Source organism: Nostoc sp. DSM 114161, from assembly GCF_052692665.1.
In genome coordinates this window covers 595495-617506 of sequence record NZ_CP195141.1, presented here as the reverse complement: position 1 = coordinate 617506, position 22012 = coordinate 595495, and the positions used below count along the sequence as shown (strand labels likewise).

The window sequence follows — 22012 nt, the reverse complement described above, 5'->3', positions numbered from 1 at the left end:
CGTAATTGACTGTCTTGGTAATCAGGAGTGGGAAGTAGGTACAGACGCGATCGCTCGCTTCTGTAACAGAGTAGTGGAGGAAACTTTGTTTGTGCTTGGTTGTGGGTTTTTACGGCGATCGCCTAAGTTTAAGAATTATTACAAACAGTGCTTATTTTGAATAAACAAACCGTAATAACCGTGGATATAAATGTAAGTTTGTAATTAGCAAATTTGTTATCTGTGGGATCGTGTATCCACATACACTGAGTGCCACATTGTCAAGTTAGGAGTTAGAAGTGAGGCAGTGCAGTCTTAAATGTTTCCTCGAACGGCGAATGGCGAACCCCGTAGGAGTTAAAAATTGTGTTAATTCTTTATCCCTAACTCATAACTCGATCGCTCATTTTTACCTTTTGACTTATTTGACATGACTTATATTAAGAACACTTTTCCGGAATTTCTCACAACCATAGAGGGGTTCGATCGCCTACCAGATGAAGCGATCGCCAACGTATCCCAACAGCTGCAAGCTTGGCGGTATCGGTTGGGTCAAAAAATCATCGGTAAAGAAAGTCCGCCGCAACAGATAACAATCATTTATGAAGGACAGGTGCGGCTGTTGGGATACGAACCCCAGACGCAAATCCCAACCACCTTGAAATTACTGCAACCAGGGGAAATCATCGGCGAAATTGGTTTATTGCGCGATATTCCTTGTGAAACAGCCATCGCCTCCACCGAAGTAGTGGGTTTAACCTTGAGTGCGGCAGTATATTTTCAGCTATTAGAGTCATACCCAGCATTTGCCGAAGCTCGTAAAAACCGCAGTAACTTAGTAGAAGTATTCGATATTCTCGGTGCTTATTGGCAAAAGCAAGCGATCGCCACATTAAACCTGAAAGAACTCACACAAACAGCTTTGCAAGATGCGGCAATTCAGTACGTAAATCCTGGGAAAACTTCATTCACCCAACTCGATAGCGGACGCGTTTGGTTTTTTAGTGGTGGGGGTACCGTCACCAATTTTGCTGCTGGCGATCGGTTAGAACCAGAAGACGATCGAGACAAGATCCACGTTACCGGCCAAACTCCCGCACGCTTACTCGGTCTAAATCCTTCAACTTTGATATTGCAAGATACTCGTCAGCTAGAAATTGCAGTCAGCGACACCCAACCGCCTAGCCAAGAAGAACTAGATATTCCCTACGCATCAGACGAAATAGTTCTATCGCAAACAACCGGTCAGGCCTCGAAGAATTCGGGAAAACGCATAAAATACCCGTTTTTTGGCGGCAAAGGAGAATTAAATTCAACCTTCGCCTGCTTCCAAATGCTGGCGAAACACTTAGAAATGCCGTTTCGTCGGGAAGTAATTCGCCGTATTTTAAACGAGCAAATCAAACGCCAGGGTAATATTTCCTTTCCAGCTCTTGCTTACCTATCAGAATTAATCGGACTCAAAGCGCAACTTGTAGATCTGCCAGTAGCCTCAGTCACCCGAATTCCCACACCTGCATTAATTCGCTACGGTGATAATTTTGCAGTTTTGTATGAAGCCGATGCCAATACGATGGTTGTGGGCGTACCATCCGAAGGAATTGTGCGCTGCAAACCCGCCCAATTTGTCGAACAATTAGATACCGATCCGAATAACTTCCCGCCACAAGTGAGAGTATTACTGCTCTCGGCTACCAAAGAAACACCACAAGAACGTTTTGGTTTGCGGTGGTTTTTACCTTATTTGTCACGCTATCGCCGAGTATTGATAGAAGTATTTATCGCTTCCTTTTTCGTGCAGTTAGCAGCGTTGGCAAATCCCTTGGTAGTGCAGTTAATTATCGACAAAGTAATTACCCAAAATAGTATTGGTACCTTACATATTTTAGGGCTTTTACTATTAGTAGTCGGGCTATTTGAGGCGGTGTTAACTACCTTGCGAACCTACTTATTTGTCGATACTACAAATCGTATCGATATGGGTTTAGGGTCGCAAATTATCGACCACTTATTACGTCTACCGCTGCGCTATTTTGAACGGCGACCGGTGGGCGAACTTTCTACTCGGATTAACGAGCTAGAAAATATTCGCCAGTTTCTCACCGGTACTGCTTTAACAGTAGGGTTAGATGCTCTATTTTCCCTCGTTTATATCGGTGTGATGCTGATTTATAGTTGGCAACTCACCTTGGTAGGTTTAAGCACAATTCCCGTGTTTGTGATTATTACCTTAGTGGCTTCTCCTACTATTAGCAGACAATTACGCTCTAAAGCCGAACGCAACTCCGAAACTCAATCTTATTTAGTGGAGGTGATGTCAGGAATTCAAACAGTAAAAGCGCAGAATATTGAATTGCGATCGCGCTTTTCCTGGCAAGAGCGTTATGCTCGTTATGTCGCCGCTGGTTTTAAAACAGTTGTCACTTCTACCCTCGCCAACTCCACAAGTAACTTTCTCAACAAACTCAGCAGCTTACTAGTTTTATGGGTAGGAGCTTATTTAGTACTGCAACAACAATTAACTTTAGGTGAATTAATCGCCTTTAGAATTATCTCTGGTTACGTTACCAGCCCAATATTGCGTTTAGCTCAACTTTGGCAAAGCTTCCAAGAAACTGCCTTGTCCATAGAACGTTTGAGCGATATTGTTGATACGCCAGAAGAAGCAGAAACAGACCGTTACAATATACCCTTACCGGCAATTACCGGAGCAGTCAAATACGAGAACGTTTCTTTCCGATTTGGTACCACTGGTCCTCTACAACTTTCTAACGTCAACCTCGAATTTCCTCCCGGAAAATTTGTTGGCATTGTCGGACAAAGTGGTTCTGGTAAAAGTACCATGATGAAATTATTGCTGAGACTTTATGAAACCGAGTCCGGCAGAATTTTAATTGATGGTTACGATATTGCCAAAGTAGAACTTTATTCACTGCGACGACAAATTGGTGTAGTTCCTCAAGAAACATTGTTATTTGATGGCACCGTTCAAGAAAATATTGCCCTCACAAATCCCGATGCGACAACCGAAGAAATTATTCAAGCGGCTCAGGTAGCCTGCGCCCACGAATTTATTATGAACTTGCCCAACGGTTACAACACGCGGGTGGGAGAAAGGGGTTCTGCACTTTCTGGGGGACAACGACAAAGAATTGCGATCGCGCGTTCTGTTTTACAACGGCCAAAATTACTAGTTTTAGATGAAGCAACTAGCGCCTTGGATTATCCCACAGAGCGACAAATCTGTCTCAACTTAGCTAGAGCATTCAAAGGTAATACAGTATTTTTTATTACCCACCGACTGAATACCGTTAGTAATGCAGACATGATTGTTGTCATGGATAACAGCAGGGTTATAGAAAAAGGTAGCCATCAAGAATTAATGGCTGCTAAAGGTCATTATTACTACTTGTATCATCAACAAGAAGTAAACTTATGAGCATGAATCAGAATTCAAGAGTCAGAATTCAGCAATAACCGTAGGGTGGGCACTGACATCCATAAATAGTGCCTACCCTACAACAATCAAAGTCTAATTTTCAATCCAAAATTCAAAATCCAAAATCCAAAATCACCATGACTCAACTTAATGGAAATCACACCAACGGTAATTATAAAAACGGAGCCAAACAAGATTCGCCAGTTGTGACAAAACAACAGAAAGCTGCTCCAGAATCCTTAATTAAGTCAACTCCCCAGGAGTTTGAACAGTCCGTTATTTTACGCCAATCTCCACTATGGTCGCGTACAATTATGGTGACCTTAATGGCCTTGGCTTGTTTTGGAATTGCTTGGGCTTATTTTGCCAAAATTGAGCAAGTAGTACCAGCAACAGGGCAATTAAAACCGGAAGGAACAGTCAAAGATGTTCAGGCTCCTGTCAGTGGAGTAGTCAAATCACTTTATGTCAAAGATGGACAAGAAGTTAAGCAGGGAGATTTGCTACTAACTTTCGATTCCATTGCCTCTGTTGCTGAATTAAATTCTTTGAATAAAATTCGTGTAGCATTAACAAAAGAAAACCAAATTTATCGGCGACTGTTGGGAGCAAGTACCGCCACTGCATCAGAACTATTATTTTTGCGCGGTAACTTGCCACCAGAAACCTCTTTTTTGTTGAAAAGTCGGGCAGCCCTAGTAGCAGAAAATGATTTATTGCGGACTCAATTAAGAAACTCCGGTCAAGATTATGCACTGGGAATTGATGAACAGCAGCGTCTACTAGCTGCCAAACAGGAATTAGATTCTCGTTCAGCTGCTGCGAGGTTTGAAGTAGAAAAAATCAGAAAACAAGTAACTCAAACTCAAGTTAAATTGGAAGATAGTAAATCAAGTTTAGCTATTCAACAAAGAATTTTAGATAAATTAAAAATACTATCAGAAGAAGGTGGCATTTCTCAGCTTCAGTATCTCAACCAACAACAAGAAGTACAAAACCGTACAGCTGAAGTAGCTCAATTAGGCGAAGAAATCAAACGTCTCCAGTTCGACATTGAGAAAGGGCAAGAAGAGGTAAGCAATACAGTAGCTGTCACTGACAAAAACGTTTTGGATAAAATAGCTGACAACAAAAAACGTATTGCCGAAATCGATAGCCAATTCATGAAAGTTGTGCTAGATAACGAGCAACGTTTAGCAGATATAAATAGTAAAATCTCCCAATCAGAGTTAAACGTCAAATATCAAGAACTCCGCGCACCGGTGTCCGGAACAGTTTTTGATTTGCAAGCCAAAAACCCCGGATTTGTAGCGAATCCAACTACAAAGCTGATGCAAATTGTACCCAATGAAAAATATATAGGTGAGGTTTTCATCACCAACAAGGATATCGGTTTTGTGCGAAAAGGGATGAAAGTAGATGTCAGAATTGACTCCTTCCCTTACAGTGAATTTGGCGACATTAAGGGTGAAGTATCCGGAATAGGTTCAGATGCATTACCGCCAGATCAAACACATCAGTTTTATCGATTCCCAGCTAAAATTTCTTTGGATAAACAATCCTTAGTTATTAAGGGCAAAAACGTCACATTACAGTCAGGGATGTCTATCAGTGCTAATATCAAAGTGCGCGAAGAACGAACTGTCTTAAGTCTCTTCACTGAGTTATTTACCAAGCAAGTCGATACTCTTAAAGAGGTGCGTTAACTTGTAGTAAAATACAGAATTCAGAATTCAGAATTCAGAATTGATGAGTAGGGGCGTACAGATGTACGTCCCTATTGCTGTTATTATTAAAGGTTAAAAAACTTGAGATTTATAGTAGAGGACAGAAGCTGACGTTATTGGTGTTAACTTAACGTAAAACTGCTGTCCCGCAAGGAACTTTAGTTCTAGGCGGGTGAGAAAGCCAACAGTTAAGTCAGTTGTAACTTCAGTTGACACCAATAAGCTGACGTAAAATCCAAACACGAACAGAATTTTAAGCCTATTGCTTGTTACCTGCTATATTCCAATTCATTTCGCTTGAAACATCAAATACGTCCCTCCTAAGCCTTCGACAATTGTACGCGTATTAGCAATCATCATTTTTTGATAAGTATCTGCTTCGCTTCCAGCTTCTCCAAGTCCCTCAGAATAAAGCCTCCTCTCAGAAATTTGCACGTTAGCTTCTGTGGCCACAGATTGAATTAAATTAGGATTAATTGCAACCTCAGGAAAAATAGTTGGCACTTTAGCCTGTTTAATATTTTTAGCTAAATTGTTTACCCGTGGAGTTGTCAGTTTTTCTTGAGTGCGAATACCTTCCATTCCCCCTGCCAATGAAATACCGTATGCCTTAGCATAATAACCAAATGCATCAGAGGTAGTAACTAGCTTGCGTTGTTTGGTGGGAATACTGGCAATTGTTGATTTAATCCAGTTATCTAGTTGAGCGAGTTCATTTCTAATTTTTTTGGTATTACTTGTATAAAGCTCTGCATCACTAGATGGTAATTTCTTCAGGTTACTATTGATGACTTCTACCATTGCGATCGCATTCTTAGTATTATGCCAAATATGAGGATCGCTGACCCTTTTACGACCTTGGATAAATTTTTGTGGCTTAGACAGTACAACTTGAGCAACGGCTATTTTTGGTGCAGAATTTTTAGTCCTTTTAATTAATTCGATCGCATTTGGCTCAAAATTGTAACCAGTATAGAGAATCAGATTAGCTTGCTCAATAGCTTTACGATCTTCTGGGTTTAGTTTATAAACTTTTGGATTGGCGGTAGGGGAAATCAAACAAGTGAGGTTAACTGTATTCTCTGCAATTTGTCTGGTTAAGTCGCAAAGTACGCTTGTAGTTGCTACGACTCGCGGAAGATTTTCATTTACCTCGGCGGTAGTCTGAGTAAATGTCGTTCTTACAGCTTGGTTCCCACATCCAACAAATCCAACTGTAAATACAACAAGAATAGCTCGTAATAAATTATTTTTTGGTGATTTTTTTGACATCCTTATCTCCTACTGGATGCATAAAAAAGATAATCATTATTATTTAGGAATTCAGAATTCTGAATTCAGCAAACAAGGTTTTTGCAAGCAAAATGTAGCTTTACGCGACGGGCTGCAAAACTGCTAAAGGTAAAAGCACCAAGATACGAGGCGATGCTAGGGTGTCTCTCTGGTAGAAAATATAGTGCAGTCTCTCACCATCTGCATCAAGCAACTATACCATTGTGCTGATATGCCGTCAAAATCGCAAATAGATTAGGGAAGGGAACATAGTGATGGTGGGGCGTATCGCTCGTATAGGCTCAAGAAAGCAAAGCATGTCGTGAATCTAAGGCAATTGTAGCTGTGCTTTTATCGGGTGTGGATATGTATTTGTTACAAAATTGCTAAATTGGCGATTTTTAACCATTAATCAATTGCTGTTGCTTCCTGAAAAAAAGCTATATTTAGGAAAAGCTAGCGATCGCCAACTAATATGGATATTCGCGAAAAACTGAAGCCTGTTGTAGAGCAGCTTAATGAATCCTAACTCCAGAAGCAATCAGACGAACCTTTATTTGATAGCAGTATTGGAATTGTAATATTAAGATTGTAGTTAAAAAAATAAAAAGGTTTTTATACAAATTACCTTTTAGTTGATTAGAGTTATAAATTTTTTGTTCTTTATATAAAGCTTCTACTTGATTGCGTAAAAAACTCCCTCTCAAGTCCAAAACACTGATTCCCTAGTCCCCACTCCCCATACGCCTAAATACCTTCAAAAATCAAAGCAGATTAATTGTAGAATAACTCCTCAAAGCTGACATTATTCAAAATAAACGATGGTAATTTTAGTTGTTACAATTAACACCTTAATTTCGTTGATACTACTCTATATTGCTTTGCGGGTGTGGCAACTTAAGCAGCGATTAGCATCTGTAGCAGATAGCTTAACTGCCTATGAAGTTTGTACCCATGCAACACTGCATCAAGCACCCGAAAATATTTATCTCAATCAGCAGAATATTTATAACTTACGGCAGAGAAACCAAACATTAAAGATACAAATTCAACAAGTGCAGCAAATTATCAGTCTGATTGTGCTAGGGCGGCAAATCTGGCAGCGTTATTTTCGTAGACCACAATTAACGCCTCACAAAACAAAATTTATAAAATGAGTTAATCAACAAAAGTTGACAATTGAGCAAATACTAAGCCAGAAGTTAAAATTCACAGCAAAATTATGACTTCTGAATTCTGAGAATAAAAGCAACATTTGTGGCTGATATTTTGTCAGGATAGTAAGTAACGTGAATTCGATGTATAGGATTTTGACCTCACCTCCAGCCCCTCTCCTTTAAGGAAAGGGGAGTAAAAAGCCTAATTTTTCATTACTCCTCCCTCTCCTCGAAGGAAAGGGAGGCTGGGTGGGTGAGGTCTGCCGAATTCATGTTCACAAAGGACTTAAACCCCCAGTCTGCTGAATGAGATGCTAGCTGGATTTTCACCGTGCTACATATAGATAAAATTGTTTAAGTCTTACAAGGGGGGAAAACCCACCTAAAATGGGTCTTAAGGAGAGAAGCAACAAAATGTCTAATAATCGTTCTGGAATATTTATTGGTGGTTTGATGGTGGGAGCTACCATTGGCGCTTTAGCCGGTTTACTCGCCGCTCCACGCACAGGGCGCGAAACGCGTAAAATACTGAAAAAATCTGCCAATGCTATCCCAGAATTGGCAGAAGATATATCAACTAGCGTGCAAATCCAGGCAGATCGTCTTTCTGCTAGCGCACTGCGAAACTGGGATGAAACTTTAGATAGATTAAAGGAAGCGATCGCCGCAGGTGTAGATGCTAGTCAACGAGAAAGCCAAGTCTTGAAGCGGCGAACATCTGTCGAGGACTCAGATTCTCTTCCCCAGCAATTAGAACGCTTATAGCTTATAAATTATCTAACCGTGATTGAACCCCTGTTTTGGTTGGGATTTTCGTTACTCTTAGTCGCCACAAGCTTGACTGCGGTTTTAGTGGCGGCCATACCGGCTTTGCAGGAGTTAGCACGCGCAGCCCGGAGTGCAGAAAAGCTATTTGACACACTTTCACGAGAATTACCACCGACTCTAGATGCTATCCGCGTCACTGGTTTAGAAATTACTGACTTAACTGATGATGTCAGTCAAGGTGTAAAAAGTGCGAGTCAAGTTGTTAAACAAGTTGACCAAAGCCTTGATACTGCAAGAATTCAGGCTCAAAATTTGCAAGTAAGTACGCGCAGCATTGTGGTTGGCGTCAAAGCAGCTTGGAGAAACTTCACGCGCCAAAAACCAACAAGACGAATCAGCGATCGCCTCGTCAACAATGAAAAACCACCCCTAACGTTGCGAGAACGAGAAGTGTTAAAGCAAGAAAATCGTTGGAGCAAAGCAGAAGTATACCGCGCTAATGACGGTTATAACGATGCCACTAGCTGGGAAAACAATTTTGATGAGGAAGATTGAGCGAAAAAATTTTAATTGGAGATAGCTGTATTTTAACTATAGCTAAACGATGGGTACTGTAAAGTTAATTATGCAGCTATAGCTATTATGCTCCAAATCAAACCCAAGATGACAGCGAAAAGCTTCTCACCTGTTGAATTCGCAAAAAGTCGCTATCAGTAGAAACGACAGTTAAATTATTTTGCAGTGCAATAGCAGCTATCCAAATGTCATTTTCATCAAAACCCAGCTCAACAATTTTAGTTTTTCGCTGCTTATTTTTATCTTTGGGTGCAAATTGATTGAATAAAGCTGCCTTAATTTGATCGTAAATTGTTGCTGTTTCTTCTATTATATGGTAAATACGAATATCTTCTAAAAATTCTGTCAAGCGAGCCAGATTATTTTCCTTGCGTTGGGATTTTTCCATCATAAATGTCAGTTCACCCTGGACAATTACGCAAGTAGCAATGTTATTTTCTCCAACTTCATTCACGCGACGGATAACATTTAGTTCGCCTAAAATAATGGCACTACAATGATTGGTATCGAGTAAATACATTATTCAAATAGGTTTTCGTCATCAAATTTAGCTTCTCCACGGGTAGCATATACAGCTTGAAGGCATTCTTCAAAATCGTCACCTTCCCAAGTGCCAGCATGTCGAAGGATGGAACGCCCGGAAGCAGGACGGTATGTAAGTTGCTCTTTATCTTTATCGCTAAAAGTTTCTCTAGAATCGCTTAAAGGGATAGGTTCGAGCTTACCTGCTTCCAACTCCTTTTTTGTATAGTTAACCTTAATAGAACGTATCAAATCGAGTGCTTGTGTTAGCAACTCCGGCGGTAAATTTTCTATTTCTTGGATTAATAATTCTTTGTTAGTCATCTCTCACCTTTAATCATTCATTTTTTATGATATGGGGAACTCTGCTATGGCTTAGTCAATTTTGAGATGTTAATTTTTTCTAATGATAATGATAATAAAAAAACTAATAATAGACAATAAATCATGAACTACTAACCCTCTTCCCTATCTACGATTATCATTTTCATAAAATATTTTGAGTATTTTAACCGATTGACAAAACGCACCTTATATAGGCTTATTGCGAATGCCACTCCCAATCCCTCAATCCCCAAAAACGCTTTGCTTTGATCCACAAGATTAGAGTAAAGTAAACAAGTGTAAAGAAGTATGATTTTTCCAGTACTCTTTTAAAACAACTTGTTCACTTTTACCTTTTATATTTCTATAAAAACGTTCATGCAGTCTTGTTTTTGGCGACGACTCCTGGTATCCATTGCAGTATTTTTCCTAGCTGGGTCAATTTGGGTGATGCATTCTCCTCCAGCGCTGGCTTATGACAATCCTGACTTGCTCCCAAAAACCTTTACCCCAGTTGTAGACTTAGCTAAATCTCTCCCTGAACTACAAGAAGAAAAACTTGTCAAAGATTTAGAGCAGTTTGAAGCTGATACTGGCTGGAAATTGCGAGTGTTGACTCAGTATGACCGCACACCCGGTCGGGCAGTGATTAATTATTGGGGCTTAGATGATAAAAGTATTTTGCTAGTTGCTGATTCTCGTGGCGGTAACATCCTGAGCTTTAGTGTCGGCGATGCTGTTTACGAACTTTTACCCCGGACTTTTTGGATAGAACTGCAAACCAGGTTCGGCAATTTGTACTTTGTACGCGAACAAGGCGAAGACCAAGCTATTTTGCAAGCCTTAGAATCTGTTAAAGGCTGTTTACTCAAAGGTGGTTGCAATGTGGTCCCCGGACTGCCGCGAGAACAGTGGATTCTCACCTTGATTACCTCAGTGATTGGTGGGATAATTTGCGGATTTGCAGCTCAACCTCGCGAACAAGGGCAAGTTTTTGCTTGGCAATGGGCTTTAATTTTTTCTCCTTTATGGGGAATCTTATTTATTGCCTTTGGCATTGGCCCAGTAGTGACACGTACAAACGACTGGTTACCTCTAGTTCGTAATATTTCTGGGTTTCTGATTGGCGTCTTAGTTGCTTATCTATCTCCTGTTTTCAGTCGGCCTTCTTCCACTAACGAGTGAAGAGTGCTGAATTCAGAATTCAGGAGTCAGAATTCTGAATTCTGACTCCTAACTCTCTTAAACTGATAAGCTGAAAGCTAAACATTTGAAAAGCTCAACAACAATGGAATGGCACGTAACTGATGCTCAAAGTTTAGCAATCATTGATAGTGAAATTGGCGATCATGTCTTTTCACCAGCAGAGTATGAGATTGTGCGTCGGGTAATCTACGCCACGGCTGACTTTGAGTATAAGTCTTTGATTCGCTTTTCTGAGCGTGCCTTGCAAGCTGGAGCAGCAGCCTTAGCTGCGCGTACCACGATTGTGGTAGATGTACCGATGGTACAAGTAGGTATTACCTACGATATCCAAAATACCTTTGCTAATCCAGTCTATTGCAGTATGGAAGCTTTGACACGCCCCCAAAAAGAAAAAACGCGGGCTGCATGGGGAATAGAAACCCTCGCAAAGCGTTATCCAGAAGGTATTTTTGTGATAGGTCAAGCCCAAACCGCATTAACAGCATTGGTAGATTTAATCGAAGCTGAGGAAATTAGACCGGCTTTAATCATTGGGACTCCGGTGGGATTTGTAAATGGCGATGCCAAGGCGCGTTTACAAGACTCTTTGGTTCCCCACATTACAATAGAAAGCCGCAAAGGTAATGCAGTTATAGCAGCTGCGATCGTTGACGGATTGGTAGATTTGGCTTGGCAAGCCTACGGGCAAGATAGAAATCGAGGAAGCTAGGAAAGTCGGCTCTGTGCTATCCTGTATCAAAAGAGTATTCATAATTAGTGAATATCCCGATATTTTTATTGAATACTACCGAGTAAGGAGCCTAATACTGTGGTAACTGAGGGTTTAAGTTTAAGTGCTTATATTGCAATCCCCGTAGTTTTAAGTCTTTTACTTGAGGGAGACAACATAAAAGTATCTGTAATTAAAAATGTTAGTCAGAAGTCTGTCGAACAACAAGCGATCGCTCCTAACCCCCAGTTAATCAGCACTAAAACAACCGGAAAAACATACTACGTTAGTGGCAAAGGGAACGACAAAAATAATGGACTTTCCACTTCATCCGGTTTTAGGACTATTCAAAAGGCAGCAAATCTTACCAAGCCTGGAGACACCGTACTCGTTATGAACGGAGTCTACACAAATGCAAGTCCGAAAGGGGAGGTAGTAGCAATTACTCGTTCTGGAACTGCAAATGCATGGATTAAGTTTAAAGCATATCCCGGACATTCACCAAAACTTCAGCACAATGGATGGCATGGAGTTTTGATTAAAAATGGAGCTTCATATATTGAAGTAAACGGGTTTGAGGTGATAGGAAATAATGCCAATGTAACTCTTGATTATGCCATGAGTGAGAAGAGTAATAAGTCAAACCAGCTAACAAATGGAAACTGCATTACCGTAGATGGACGAAAAAAAGGCCATTCTCACCATATACGTATTGTTAACAACAAGACACATAGCTGTGGTGGTTCAGGTATTGGAACCCTTGAAGCTGACTATGTGACTATAGATAATAACGTAGTCTTCGATAATGCCTGGTACGGTATCTATGCTAGCAGCGGCATTTCACTGCTGGGTAATTGGGACTTTGATAATTACCAGGGATATAAAATGTTCGTAACCAACAATAAGGTCTACAACAATCGACAGTATATTCCTTGGATTAAGACCGGAACTATCACCGACGGTAATGGCATTATTCTTGATACTTTCAGTAAGGAGAAAAACTCAACAAACCCTCCATATAAAGGACGTACTTTAGTTAAAAATAACCTGACATTTCATAACGGTGGTTCAGGCATTCATGCATTTTATAGCGATAATATTGATATTATCAATAACACAGCTTTTTTAAATAATCAGACTCCAGAACTTAAACTAGGACAAATATTTACTCAAGCGTCATCTAACGTGAAAATTTTAAATAATATTCTTTATGCTTTTCCTGGCAAAAATGTTAACAGCAATAGTAAAGGTAAAAACGTTATTTTTGATTACAATATCTACCTGAATACTTCCTCTGCAAATGTTAAAGGCCCTCACGATATTGTTGCAGATGCAGATTTTATCAGGGCACATCCCACGTTGAGAAAAATAGCTGGTGATTGGAACTCACAATTATCTAAGCAAAATCGCTCTGCACCAGCTTCTATCAAGCTTAATTCAGCAAGTGTTGTTTGCGAACCAGTGACTTATACTCTCAATGGCAAACTCATAAAGGTGGGATGTTCGCGTTAGGAATTACTAAGAAATAAATTACTACTACTTGTGAGGTGGGCGATACCGCCCAATGTTTAGGGCGGACAAGATGTCCGCCCCACAAGAAATAAAGTGAAACTAAATCCTAAGAATTTTGAATTACTCCTCTACTCTACGCTGACGCCGACGCGGCTTTCTTTCTTGTCGATCTTCACGCAAGCGACGGCCGACTTCGCTAAAGAAATCGCGCCGCAGGTAAGGATAATCGCTGACCCACAACTCACGACTGGGAATGTATATATCGGTGAATTCTTCGATGCTGCTTAAATCTGGGCGATTTGACATCACTACCATTTCTGCAATTTGACCGCGAGCGATCGCTTTGTGGCTAGGACGTAGTGGTGCCTCAAATTCAATGGTAAATCCGGTGTCATCACCTACCTCTAAGTTAATCCGTTTTTCTCGGTTTTCTACAATTACTAATTCACCTTTGCTATTGACGGTTTCCTGTTTCCCAATTAAGTGGTCTGTAATCCACCAATCTAGGACGCGACCGCGAAAAAAGCCGCTGTATTTGTAACGGCGGCATTGTAAATTTCGCATACTTGCTTGAAACACTGGATACCACAGCCAAAACAAAGAGCTAATTACCCCCAGCACAAATATTATGGGGCCAAACTGTAGCCCGAACAAAGCTCTCACAAGTAGAATTACAACTATGGCAACTACAGAAATTAACAGGCGTTGCAAAAAATTTGCAAACTTTCCCCAGTAGTACTTGTACTGAAGACCAGTGGCAATTAAGGGGACAATTTGTTCAAATTTCTGGCGAGTCAGTGGTACTAACATGAGTGCTGAGTAATGGGTAATGAGTTGGAACAAGAATACAGAATTCAGAATTCAGAATCAATTAGTGGGGGATACGCTGCTTTAAGGAAGTTACAGAGCTGCTACTAATTGAAAACTAGTAAATTGAAAATCACGCGTGTGTTTCACCGTTTATACTCCTATGAGAAGCAAGCTACACTTACCAGTCGTACTTAGGTAAATTCTGAGTTCTGAGTTCTGACTCCTGAATTCTTTCTGATTAAAGTATTTTTTCTAATCCATATATTAACGACTTTAACGCTAGGACTTTGCGAATGGCTAATAGTACTCCTGGCATATAGCAAGCGCGATCGCTCGTATCATGTCGTAAAGTATAAATCTGTCCCGGTGCGCCAAAAATAACTTCCTGATGAGCAACTAATCCCGGTAAGCGCACGCTATGAATTCTAATGCCTTCCTCTGCTTGGCTTCCCCTAGCTCCTGGTAATTTTTCAGTTTCTTGCACTAACGCAGGATTAAAGCTTTTACCTAATTCTCCTAATAACTGCGCCGTTTGAATGGCAGTACCGCTGGGAGCATCAGCTTTTTGGTTGTGATGCAGTTCGATAATTTCTACATGGTCAAAATATTGAGAGGCGGCGACTGCGGCTTGTTGCAGCAGCACCATACCAATGGAAAAGTTAGGAATAATCAAACAACCAGTACTAGCTTTTTCGGCAAAGTCCGCGAGATCTTGAATTTGTTCTGGACTTAATCCAGTGGTACCGACTACAGGACGAATGCCATAGGCGATCGCACTGCGAATATTGTCATAAACTGAGTCGGGATGCGTAAAATCTACCATCACCCCTGGAGGTCCTTGTCTTTCTCCAGCCACATAACCCAACATCGGTTCTAATTGATTGGTAATTGGCACTTCCAAAGGTTCGCTTAAACCCGCCAATTCTCCAGCATCTTTATCTTGATGTTCTGGACTGCTATCAATTGCACCCACTAAATTCAAATCGGGTGCTTGCGCCACCGCCTTAACCACTTCACGACCCATCTTACCAGCAGCACCGTTGACAATAACCGGGATAGGAGCTTGATTCGTCATACGTTGAAAAATTCTTTTTAAGTCAACAAGGGAATTGTAAAGACTTTTGCGAGTAAAAATACCAGTCCCCAGTTCCTAGCTGCTTTTTCATGGATGACGGTGAAAATTTTTTCATTAGCACTGCTTTGATAAGATCTACTTATCAAAGCTATTAACCCTTCTTTGTCAAGCTAAGTTGACTAACTGTAATAAATTTGTTAAATTTATTTACATAGGTTAACAAAGCAGCAAAGCAAGCTACTTAGCTAAGGTTGGACGTCGTATATGACCTTTCTAGTTTTGGTTGCCTTGGATGTTAACTAAAAATAGACTTCGGTATCGGTATATCTCATTGACATTTGGACTTCTCCCATTTACCTCGGCTATCAAGTCGGGGTTTTTTGTTTTCTTGATTAGCTGCTTATTTCTTAAACTGATTCTAGTCATCTTTGAGATGAATTTCGCTATCAGCCATAGGTTTTAACCTCTGGCGAGTCATGGCTTCAGGTGTGAGATTTTAAACATTACCTGTCCGCCTGAGTCCGCCTGAGAATGAATTCTCAGGCTCATAGCTCAAGTCAGCTTAAAGCTGACTATGCTCAAATACCCAAGATTAATAATTGAACAAATTTAAATTTATTGGTTTAGCTGCGTGAGTTTTGGCCCATCATCTTCATGATTATGCCGTTCCAAAAACGAAATTGCCGTCCCATTTGAATGATGTGCTTTCTGATTCTGAACATACACAACAGCTTGCTGGAGTTGTTTGCTTCCAAGTGAAAAAACGCCATATCCACGTTGCCAGCCAAACAAATCTTGTGAGGATGACAGATGATTAAGATGATAAGCGCTACTGCCTTTGATATTTTGGACAAAATCAGATATAGAAATTTTAGGTGGAATAGAAGTCACTAAATGAATGTGGTTTTCTATCCCGCCTACAGCATGGATTATGCTACCAAGTGAATTGGCTTTGCCAATTATGTAACCATAAAGTAAAATTTCGCGTTCGCGGGTAATTAGTGGCTGTCGCTCTTTTGTTGCCCAAATAAGATGATAGTAAAGTCGCCACAGAGCCATGCACGTGTTGTTTTTGAATAAATTTCCTGCCTTTAGTATTCCCTCGATTATTGAAAATCTTCTAGTCGGCTTGAGCCGAGTTTAACTATTAGCCTTGGAATTTATTCCGAGGCGGGTCTTCATCCGAAGCGTACCGCTTGGTGGGAAAATAAAAACGAGAAATGATGCTTGCCTGGTATTGCCTCCAGCCCAAAGGAACCTGTATAAATGTGGAAACGAATTGTATTAATTTTGCTATTGGTGTTGAGCTTCAGCCTGAGTAATTCTGGCGTAGCAGTCGCAGCTGGACTGAAAAGCTTTGTAGACAGCAATGATGGCTATCAGTTTTTATATCCTAATGGCTGGCTGCAAGTTAAAGTTGCCAACGGCCCTGATGTGGTTTTTCACGATTTAATTGAGGTATCTGAAAATGTTTCTGTAGTGATTAGCCCAGTTCCAGAAAATAAAACCTTAGCAGAATTGGGAACTCCAACAGAAGTAGGGTATAAATTGGGAAAAGCCGCTCTAGCGCCTCCTGATTCCGGCCGTTCAGCCGAATTAGTCAATGCCGCGCAGCGTGAAGTCGATGGTAAAACATATTACCTTTTGGAGTATGAAGTTAAACTCGCCAATCAACAGCAACGACACAACATTGCCAGCGTCGCTGTTAGCCGCGGTAAGCTTTTTACCTTCAACGCCTCAATTTCTGAAAAACGCTGGCCAAAAGTTAAACAAACAATTGATGAAGTTGTAAATTCTTTTTCTGTCTATTAGTCATTAGTCATTAGTCATAGGAAAAGGACAAGGGGAAAGGGAAAGGGGTAAGGGGAAAAGGGGAAAGATTAAATTTATTCCTTTTCCCTTTAACCTTTAACCTTTTCCCCTGCCTCCCCTGCCTCCCCTGCCTCCCCTGCCTCCCCTGCCTCCCCTGCCTCCCCTGCCTCCCCTGCCTCCCCTGCCTCCCCTGCCCCCCTGCTTCTCTATGAGCATTCCACCTTTCGTACTGGCTTCAGCTTCCCCAGCGCGACGGCGCTTGCTGCAAAGTGTTGGTATTGAACCGATAGTTCGACCTAGTGATTTTGATGAGTCGCAAATCCAATTAAGCGAACCTGCACAATTGGTCAAAACTCTTGCCCAGTACAAAGCGCAAACCGTAGCCCCACAGTTTGAATCAGGTTTGATTATGGGTTGTGATTCGGTTTTGTCTGTAAATAATCAGATTCATGGGAAACCAGCAGATCCTAGTGAAGCGATCGCCCGTTGGCGGATAATGCAAGATAGCTTTGGTGACTTATACACAGGTCACGCGTTGATTGACCTCAAGCAGAACCGCACTTTAGTCAAGTCTCAAGTTACAAGAGTTTATTTTGCTCCCATGAGCGACAAGGCAATTAAAGCTTATGTAGCCACAGGCGAACCTCTTAAATGTGCTGGTGCCTTTGCCCTTGAAGGTTTTGGTAGTTTGTTCGTCGAAAAAATTGAAGGCTGTCACAGCAATGTAATTGGACTGAGTTTACCCCTGCTGCGGCAGATGTTAGCAGAATTGGGATACGATGTTACGGATTTTTGGCAATAGTCAATCTATTTTGGATTTTGGATTTTAGATTGACCATAAGCTATAAAGTCACGGACTTGTCATCTAATTTTAGATTTGGGATTTTAGATTTATTATCGCGTTTGAATTCGCCCAGCTGCACCTGACTTGCATAGGAAAGGATTAGGAATCGAGGGGGCCGAGCAGCCAGTACCCCGGAGAATCAGGCGAGTCGTCGAAGTAATAGCCGCGGATGGCTTCGAGCAGGTCGCAGGTGGTGATGAAGCCGTCCGCATCCTGGTCAAGACGACGGAATGCCTCGCGGGCATCTTGCTCGGATAGGTGCATCATAGCCCCAGTCCAGCGGATCTCATCAGTGACGGTGAGCTTGCCATCCCGATCCTGGTCAACGATATCCATAATGGCCGAAAGAAAAGGCATGTAGCCCTGGTCAAAAGCTTCACTCGTTTCTAGCAGTCCCAATGCGAACGCTGCTTTGTACTCTGCCTCGCTGATGCGCCCATCGGTGTTTGTGTCGGCGACTTCTAACAAGTGCTCCCACAACCCTAAGCAGACCTCAAGTAGGCGTTGTCTGGCAAGAGATTCAGGTTGATGACCGAATTCTTCAGCCAGACGTGCAACTGACATCTCGAAGTCGCTTTGCTCAATAAAGCCGTTGCGGTCGTCATCGAAAGTGCGGAAGCGTTTGGAGAGTTTCCGATCCAGGAAATGGTTCATACAGTTTTTCCGATATCACGTATTTGGCTGATATTCAGTATCGCCTCTCCGTGATCTGGAATCCAAGCCAGCCATTCATCTTTGGACACTGGACATAATAAAAGTGCTTCGTCAAAACTCCAAGGGTTGGGAAGTTCTAAAAGCTTTACCCAACTAGAAACTCTTAAGTGCTGTTGTAAATCTTCCAGATTCCGCCTTCTTGCTTGGACAGCAAAATCTGGTCTTTTAGAATCTAGTTTCATATCTTCGCCTTAGCCTTAACTAATGGGCTAATCTAAAATTATTTCTGTAACTTAGACTACAAAATAAATAATACTTGTGAAAAGCAACTGTCTTATAACTTTACGTTCGCTGATGTAAGTGTTTGCTTAATATTGCAAGCTATGACTGTGAGGCACGGCAAGTTGTAGACTGACTACTAGACCGCAATTCCCAACTAGACTAGAATATGTCATTTACTTCTATGCCCTCGCTGCGCGAACAACAACATCCCCTAATTCGTCAGCTAGCTGATTGTATTGAGGCAGTTTGGCATCAGCATCTCGATCTATCGCCCTACCATTTGCCAGCTGAGTTGGGGTATGTGGAAGGTAGACTAGAAGGGGAAAAACTGACCATTGAAAACCGTTGCTATCAAACCCCCCAGTTCCGGAAAATGCACTTGGAACTGGCAAAAGTCGGGAATATGCTCGATATTTTGCATTGCGTCATGTTTCCCCGTCCTGAATACAACCTGCCGATGTTTGGTTGTGATTTAGTGGGGGGTAGAGGTCAAATTAGTGCGGCGATCGCAGACCTTTCTCCCATACATGTAGAACGTACCTTACCAGAATCTTATACTGCTGCCCTCACACAGTTAACAGTGCTTAACTTTTCCCAACCCCGCGAATTACCTGACTGGGGAAATATTTTTTCAGACTTTTGTATCTTTGTGCGCCCCACTTCCCCGGAAGAAGAAACAATGTTTTTGTCTCGCGTGGGAGAATTTTTAGAGATTCATTGTACTCAAGCGATCGCCTCTAGTCCCGTTCCAATAGAACAAGTCACACAAAATCTCGCCGGACAACACAACTACTGCACTAAACAGCAGCAAAACGACAAAACCCGTCGCGTCCTAGAAAAAGCCTTTGGCCCCGCTTGGGCAGAACATTACATGACCACAGTTCTATTCGACCTTCCTCAGGAGATTTCCAGATAAAAAATCTTCAACCCAGAAGGTGAGAGGATGCTATGACACGGGGACGTGGGGACGCGGGGACGAGAATAACTTCTAACTCCTCACTCTTAACTCCTAATGCCCCATGCCTTTATTCCCGCATCTGTAGGTTCTGTTACGTTTTCCGGTAACTGATAAATGTAGAATTCATTCAACGAGAGTTTGATGGAGTTTCAAAATAGAGCAGGGAAATTAATTAAGACCAATTAACTTTAAATAGGTTACAGATAATGACGCGGGGACACAGTAACACAGTGACGCGGAGAATAATGTGTAGCAAAATTTTTGAGAATTGGTATCTGGTCTTTGAAACAAATGATTTTTGATCTTGTTTTTGAATTTTGTCAATAACTGTAGCCTCCGCTGATTAAGCATAAGAATTCAGAATTCAGAATTAAGAATCCAGAATTAAGAATAAATAAGGCTTGGATATTCAGGTTTGATAATTAGCACAAAATCAAGCAGGTATACAAGATTGATTTTCCAAGTATTCTGAATTCTGATTACTGAATTGGAAAATTGTTTTATCAGTAAATAGTTAGTAACCTTCACTGATTAGTTAATGTGAACTAATTTATCTTTGCGGTAGTAAATGTAGTAGTACAGTACCGCATCATAGTAGTTTTAGATTTTTAATAGAGACGCGATATCTCACGTCTCTATATCTGAATGCCCCACTAATTAATTTGAATTCTGAATTCTGAATTCTTCTTCAAATAGCCAGCTACAAGAGGGCATCATTTTACAAAGCTTTAGTGTGAGTGTTGAGTGTCGATCGCGCAATAAATTTTAAGCCATACCCATTGTTTGTCCTAATACCAATTTGAAAAAAGGACGCGACAGATATACACGCTCAAACCCTTGTGATATCTAGTCTTCTTAATGCAAGAATTTTTAATTTTGAATTGGTATAAGCGGCTGGCTATTGATTAAAAACCCTTTTTTACTCGCATCAGCACAATTCAGATAAACAGGCAACATACTATGTCAAGGGTGACCGAGAAGCCAAAGCCAACTGAGCAGACATTTAATCCCGAACAACCTAAGATTTGGTGGGGTATTGCTGTAGCGGTGCCAATAGTAATTGCTGCTGGGGTACTAGGTACAGCTAAAATCGAGCAGCTCAAAAAACTCAATGTGTCCGCACCGGTAATGCCATCTAGCAATACCGTTAGCGCTGTGGGGCGTTTGGAACCGCGAGGCGAAGTTATTAAATTATCTGCGCCATCCTCAGGATTAGCACCATCGTCACGAATTCAGCAGCTTCTAGTGCGAGAGGGTGAAAAGGTCAGACAAGGCCAAATTGTGGCAATTTTGGACAACCGCGATACTCAAATAGCCGCACTAGAAGAGGCAAAAGCTAAAGTCCAAGAAGCCCGTGCGAATTTGGCGCAAGTCAGAGCCGGATCTCCGCGAGATATTCAAGCTCAAAGATCGGTTATTGGTCGCCTACAAGCGCAGTTAGTTGGCGAAAAGAATGCTCAACAAGCGACAATTACTCGGATTGCAGCTCAGTTAAGTGGAGAAAAACTCGTCCAACAAGCAACCGTGAATCGCCTAGAAGCTGAACTTAGCGGACAAAGAGAGGCTCTTAGGGCAACCTTGGCACGTATCCAAGCCGAACAGCGTAATGCTCAAGTCGATGCTGGACGTTATGAGTTTTTATACAAAGAAGGTGCGATTTCGCAGCAAGAACGCGATCGCAGACGCTTGAGTGCGGTTACAGCTAATCAGCAGGTTGCTGAAAGTCAAGCCACTTTGAGGCAGACATTGGCAACTCTGCGACAGCAACTTGCCGAGGCCAGAGCTACTCAAATACAAAATTTAGCAACATTGCAACAGCAGCTGATTGAAGCCAAAGTCAACCGTGACAAGACTGTAGCAACTTTGCAAAGACAAATTGATGAAGAAAAAGCCAAACTCAGCAGACTTTTAGAGGTTAGTCCCACTGATGTGCAAGTAGCCCTAGCGCAAGTTAGTAATGCGATCGCTAATGTTAGAAAAGCTGAAGCAGAACTAAAATTGAGCTACGTTCAAGCGCCAATTGCTGGAGAAATTTTAAAGATTTACACCAAGTCGGGTGAAGCTATAGGTGCAAATGGCATTGCTGAACTTGGGCAAACTAATCAAATGTTTGTAGTTGCTGAAGTCCCTGAAGATAGTATTAGCAAAGTGCGTCTCGGACAAAACGCTACGATCGCTAGCGATAATGGAGCATTTAACGAAGAACTAAAAGGAACTGTCACTGAAATTGGCAGAAAAATTGGCAAAAAAGATGTACTAAATACAGATCCAGCAGCAGATGTGGATGCCAGAGTCATAGAAGTGAAAATTGCTTTGTCTCCAGAAGATAGTCTGAAAGTTTCTGGTTTAACTTATGCGAAAGTTCTTGTAGAAATTAATAACTAAC

20 protein-coding genes are annotated in these 22012 nt (G+C 41.4%); 12 read left to right on the top strand and 8 right to left on the bottom strand.

Going from position 1 to position 22012, the window contains the following annotated elements:
• The first annotated feature begins 409 nt into the window (after positions 1-409).
• Both NSTC745_RS02820 and NSTC745_RS02815 read left to right on the top strand, forming a co-directional pair.
• Positions 410-3418 (top strand): peptidase domain-containing ABC transporter, encoded by a 3009-nt coding sequence (locus tag NSTC745_RS02820; RefSeq protein WP_445635788.1) that lies wholly within the window; start codon positions 410-412, stop codon positions 3416-3418.
• A gap of 137 nt (positions 3419-3555) precedes the next feature.
• The gene (locus NSTC745_RS02815; protein WP_445635787.1) at positions 3556-5124 is read left to right on the top strand and encodes an HlyD family efflux transporter periplasmic adaptor subunit; all 1569 of its coding nucleotides are present in this window, start codon (positions 3556-3558) and stop codon (positions 5122-5124) included.
• Between the two features lie 309 nt (positions 5125-5433).
• Here the strand turns inward: NSTC745_RS02815 and NSTC745_RS02810 are convergent, their stop codons facing one another.
• A complete protein-coding gene (locus NSTC745_RS02810; RefSeq protein ID WP_445635786.1) occupies positions 5434-6417 on the bottom strand; it encodes a metal ABC transporter solute-binding protein, Zn/Mn family in 984 nt (327 codons plus the stop codon).
• Positions 6418-7238: 821 nt separating this feature from the next.
• On the opposite strand from NSTC745_RS02810, the gene NSTC745_RS02805 reads away from it, so the two are divergent.
• From NSTC745_RS02805 to NSTC745_RS02795, 3 genes are all read left to right on the top strand, one after another.
• Entirely contained in the window at positions 7239-7574 is a 336-nt protein-coding gene (locus NSTC745_RS02805) for a hypothetical protein (RefSeq protein ID WP_445635785.1), read from the top strand.
• Between the two features lie 414 nt (positions 7575-7988).
• Positions 7989-8339: a YtxH domain-containing protein gene (locus tag NSTC745_RS02800; RefSeq protein WP_445635784.1), complete on the top strand. Its 351-nt coding sequence runs from the start codon at positions 7989-7991 to the stop codon at positions 8337-8339.
• A gap of 18 nt (positions 8340-8357) precedes the next feature.
• A complete protein-coding gene (locus NSTC745_RS02795) occupies positions 8358-8897 on the top strand; it encodes a DUF948 domain-containing protein (RefSeq protein ID WP_445635783.1) in 540 nt (179 codons plus the stop codon).
• Between the two features lie 97 nt (positions 8898-8994).
• Here the strand turns inward: NSTC745_RS02795 and NSTC745_RS02790 are convergent, their stop codons facing one another.
• Complete coding sequence (locus tag NSTC745_RS02790) at positions 8995-9438, bottom strand: PIN domain-containing protein (protein ID WP_445635782.1); 444 nt, start codon at positions 9436-9438, stop codon at positions 8995-8997.
• Positions 9438-9764, bottom strand: a complete 327-nt coding sequence (locus tag NSTC745_RS02785) for a DUF2281 domain-containing protein (protein WP_445635781.1) — start codon at positions 9762-9764, stop codon at positions 9438-9440. Before NSTC745_RS02785 ends, NSTC745_RS02790 begins: the two co-directional genes overlap by 1 nt.
• A 378-nt stretch (positions 9765-10142) precedes the next feature.
• Here NSTC745_RS02785 and NSTC745_RS02780 point away from each other — a divergent pair, with 378 nt between their 5' ends.
• The 3 genes from NSTC745_RS02780 to NSTC745_RS02770 all read left to right on the top strand — a co-directional run bounded on the left by NSTC745_RS02780 (position 10143) and on the right by NSTC745_RS02770 (position 13191).
• On the top strand, positions 10143-10949 hold the full coding sequence (locus NSTC745_RS02780) for a TPM domain-containing protein (RefSeq protein ID WP_096536704.1): 807 nt from the start codon (positions 10143-10145) through the stop codon (positions 10947-10949).
• Positions 10950-11052: 103 nt separating this feature from the next.
• Complete coding sequence (locus tag NSTC745_RS02775; RefSeq protein ID WP_445635780.1) at positions 11053-11679, top strand: precorrin-8X methylmutase; 627 nt, start codon at positions 11053-11055, stop codon at positions 11677-11679.
• 99 nt (positions 11680-11778) lie between these two features.
• The gene (locus NSTC745_RS02770) at positions 11779-13191 is read left to right on the top strand and encodes a right-handed parallel beta-helix repeat-containing protein (protein WP_445635779.1); all 1413 of its coding nucleotides are present in this window, start codon (positions 11779-11781) and stop codon (positions 13189-13191) included.
• A gap of 120 nt (positions 13192-13311) precedes the next feature.
• Here the strand turns inward: NSTC745_RS02770 and NSTC745_RS02765 are convergent, their stop codons facing one another.
• The 3 genes from NSTC745_RS02765 to tnpA form a co-directional block, all read right to left on the bottom strand.
• Entirely contained in the window at positions 13312-14001 is a 690-nt protein-coding gene (locus tag NSTC745_RS02765; protein WP_445635778.1) for a phosphate ABC transporter permease, read from the bottom strand.
• Between the two features lie 238 nt (positions 14002-14239).
• On the bottom strand, positions 14240-15076 hold the full coding sequence (dapB, locus tag NSTC745_RS02760) for a 4-hydroxy-tetrahydrodipicolinate reductase (RefSeq protein ID WP_096536708.1): 837 nt from the start codon (positions 15074-15076) through the stop codon (positions 14240-14242).
• A 615-nt stretch (positions 15077-15691) separates the two neighbouring features.
• Positions 15692-16135: an IS200/IS605 family transposase gene (gene tnpA, locus NSTC745_RS02755; protein ID WP_445635777.1), complete on the bottom strand. Its 444-nt coding sequence runs from the start codon at positions 16133-16135 to the stop codon at positions 15692-15694.
• A gap of 207 nt (positions 16136-16342) precedes the next feature.
• Here tnpA and psbP point away from each other — a divergent pair, with 207 nt between their 5' ends.
• Positions 16343-16888, top strand: a complete 546-nt coding sequence (gene psbP / locus NSTC745_RS02750) for a photosystem II reaction center PsbP (protein WP_445635776.1) — start codon at positions 16343-16345, stop codon at positions 16886-16888.
• 208 nt (positions 16889-17096) lie between these two features.
• Positions 17097-17690 (top strand): Maf family protein, encoded by a 594-nt coding sequence (locus NSTC745_RS02745; RefSeq protein ID WP_445635775.1) that lies wholly within the window; start codon positions 17097-17099, stop codon positions 17688-17690.
• A gap of 141 nt (positions 17691-17831) precedes the next feature.
• Here NSTC745_RS02745 and NSTC745_RS02740 read toward each other — a convergent pair whose 3' ends face one another.
• Together NSTC745_RS02740 and NSTC745_RS02735 are read right to left on the bottom strand one after the other, a co-directional pair.
• On the bottom strand, positions 17832-18386 hold the full coding sequence (locus NSTC745_RS02740) for an EF-hand domain-containing protein (protein WP_445635774.1): 555 nt from the start codon (positions 18384-18386) through the stop codon (positions 17832-17834).
• The gene (locus NSTC745_RS02735; protein WP_445635773.1) at positions 18383-18628 is read right to left on the bottom strand and encodes a hypothetical protein; all 246 of its coding nucleotides are present in this window, start codon (positions 18626-18628) and stop codon (positions 18383-18385) included. The genes NSTC745_RS02740 and NSTC745_RS02735 overlap by 4 nt, the downstream gene beginning before the upstream one ends.
• 206 nt (positions 18629-18834) lie before the next feature.
• Between NSTC745_RS02735 and NSTC745_RS02730 the strand changes: the two genes are divergently transcribed.
• Both NSTC745_RS02730 and NSTC745_RS02725 read left to right on the top strand, forming a co-directional pair.
• Complete coding sequence (locus NSTC745_RS02730) at positions 18835-19584, top strand: phycocyanobilin:ferredoxin oxidoreductase (RefSeq protein ID WP_445635772.1); 750 nt, start codon at positions 18835-18837, stop codon at positions 19582-19584.
• A gap of 1002 nt (positions 19585-20586) precedes the next feature.
• Entirely contained in the window at positions 20587-22011 is a 1425-nt protein-coding gene (locus tag NSTC745_RS02725; RefSeq protein WP_445635771.1) for an HlyD family efflux transporter periplasmic adaptor subunit, read from the top strand.
• The last annotated feature ends 1 nt before the right edge of the window (position 22012 follow it).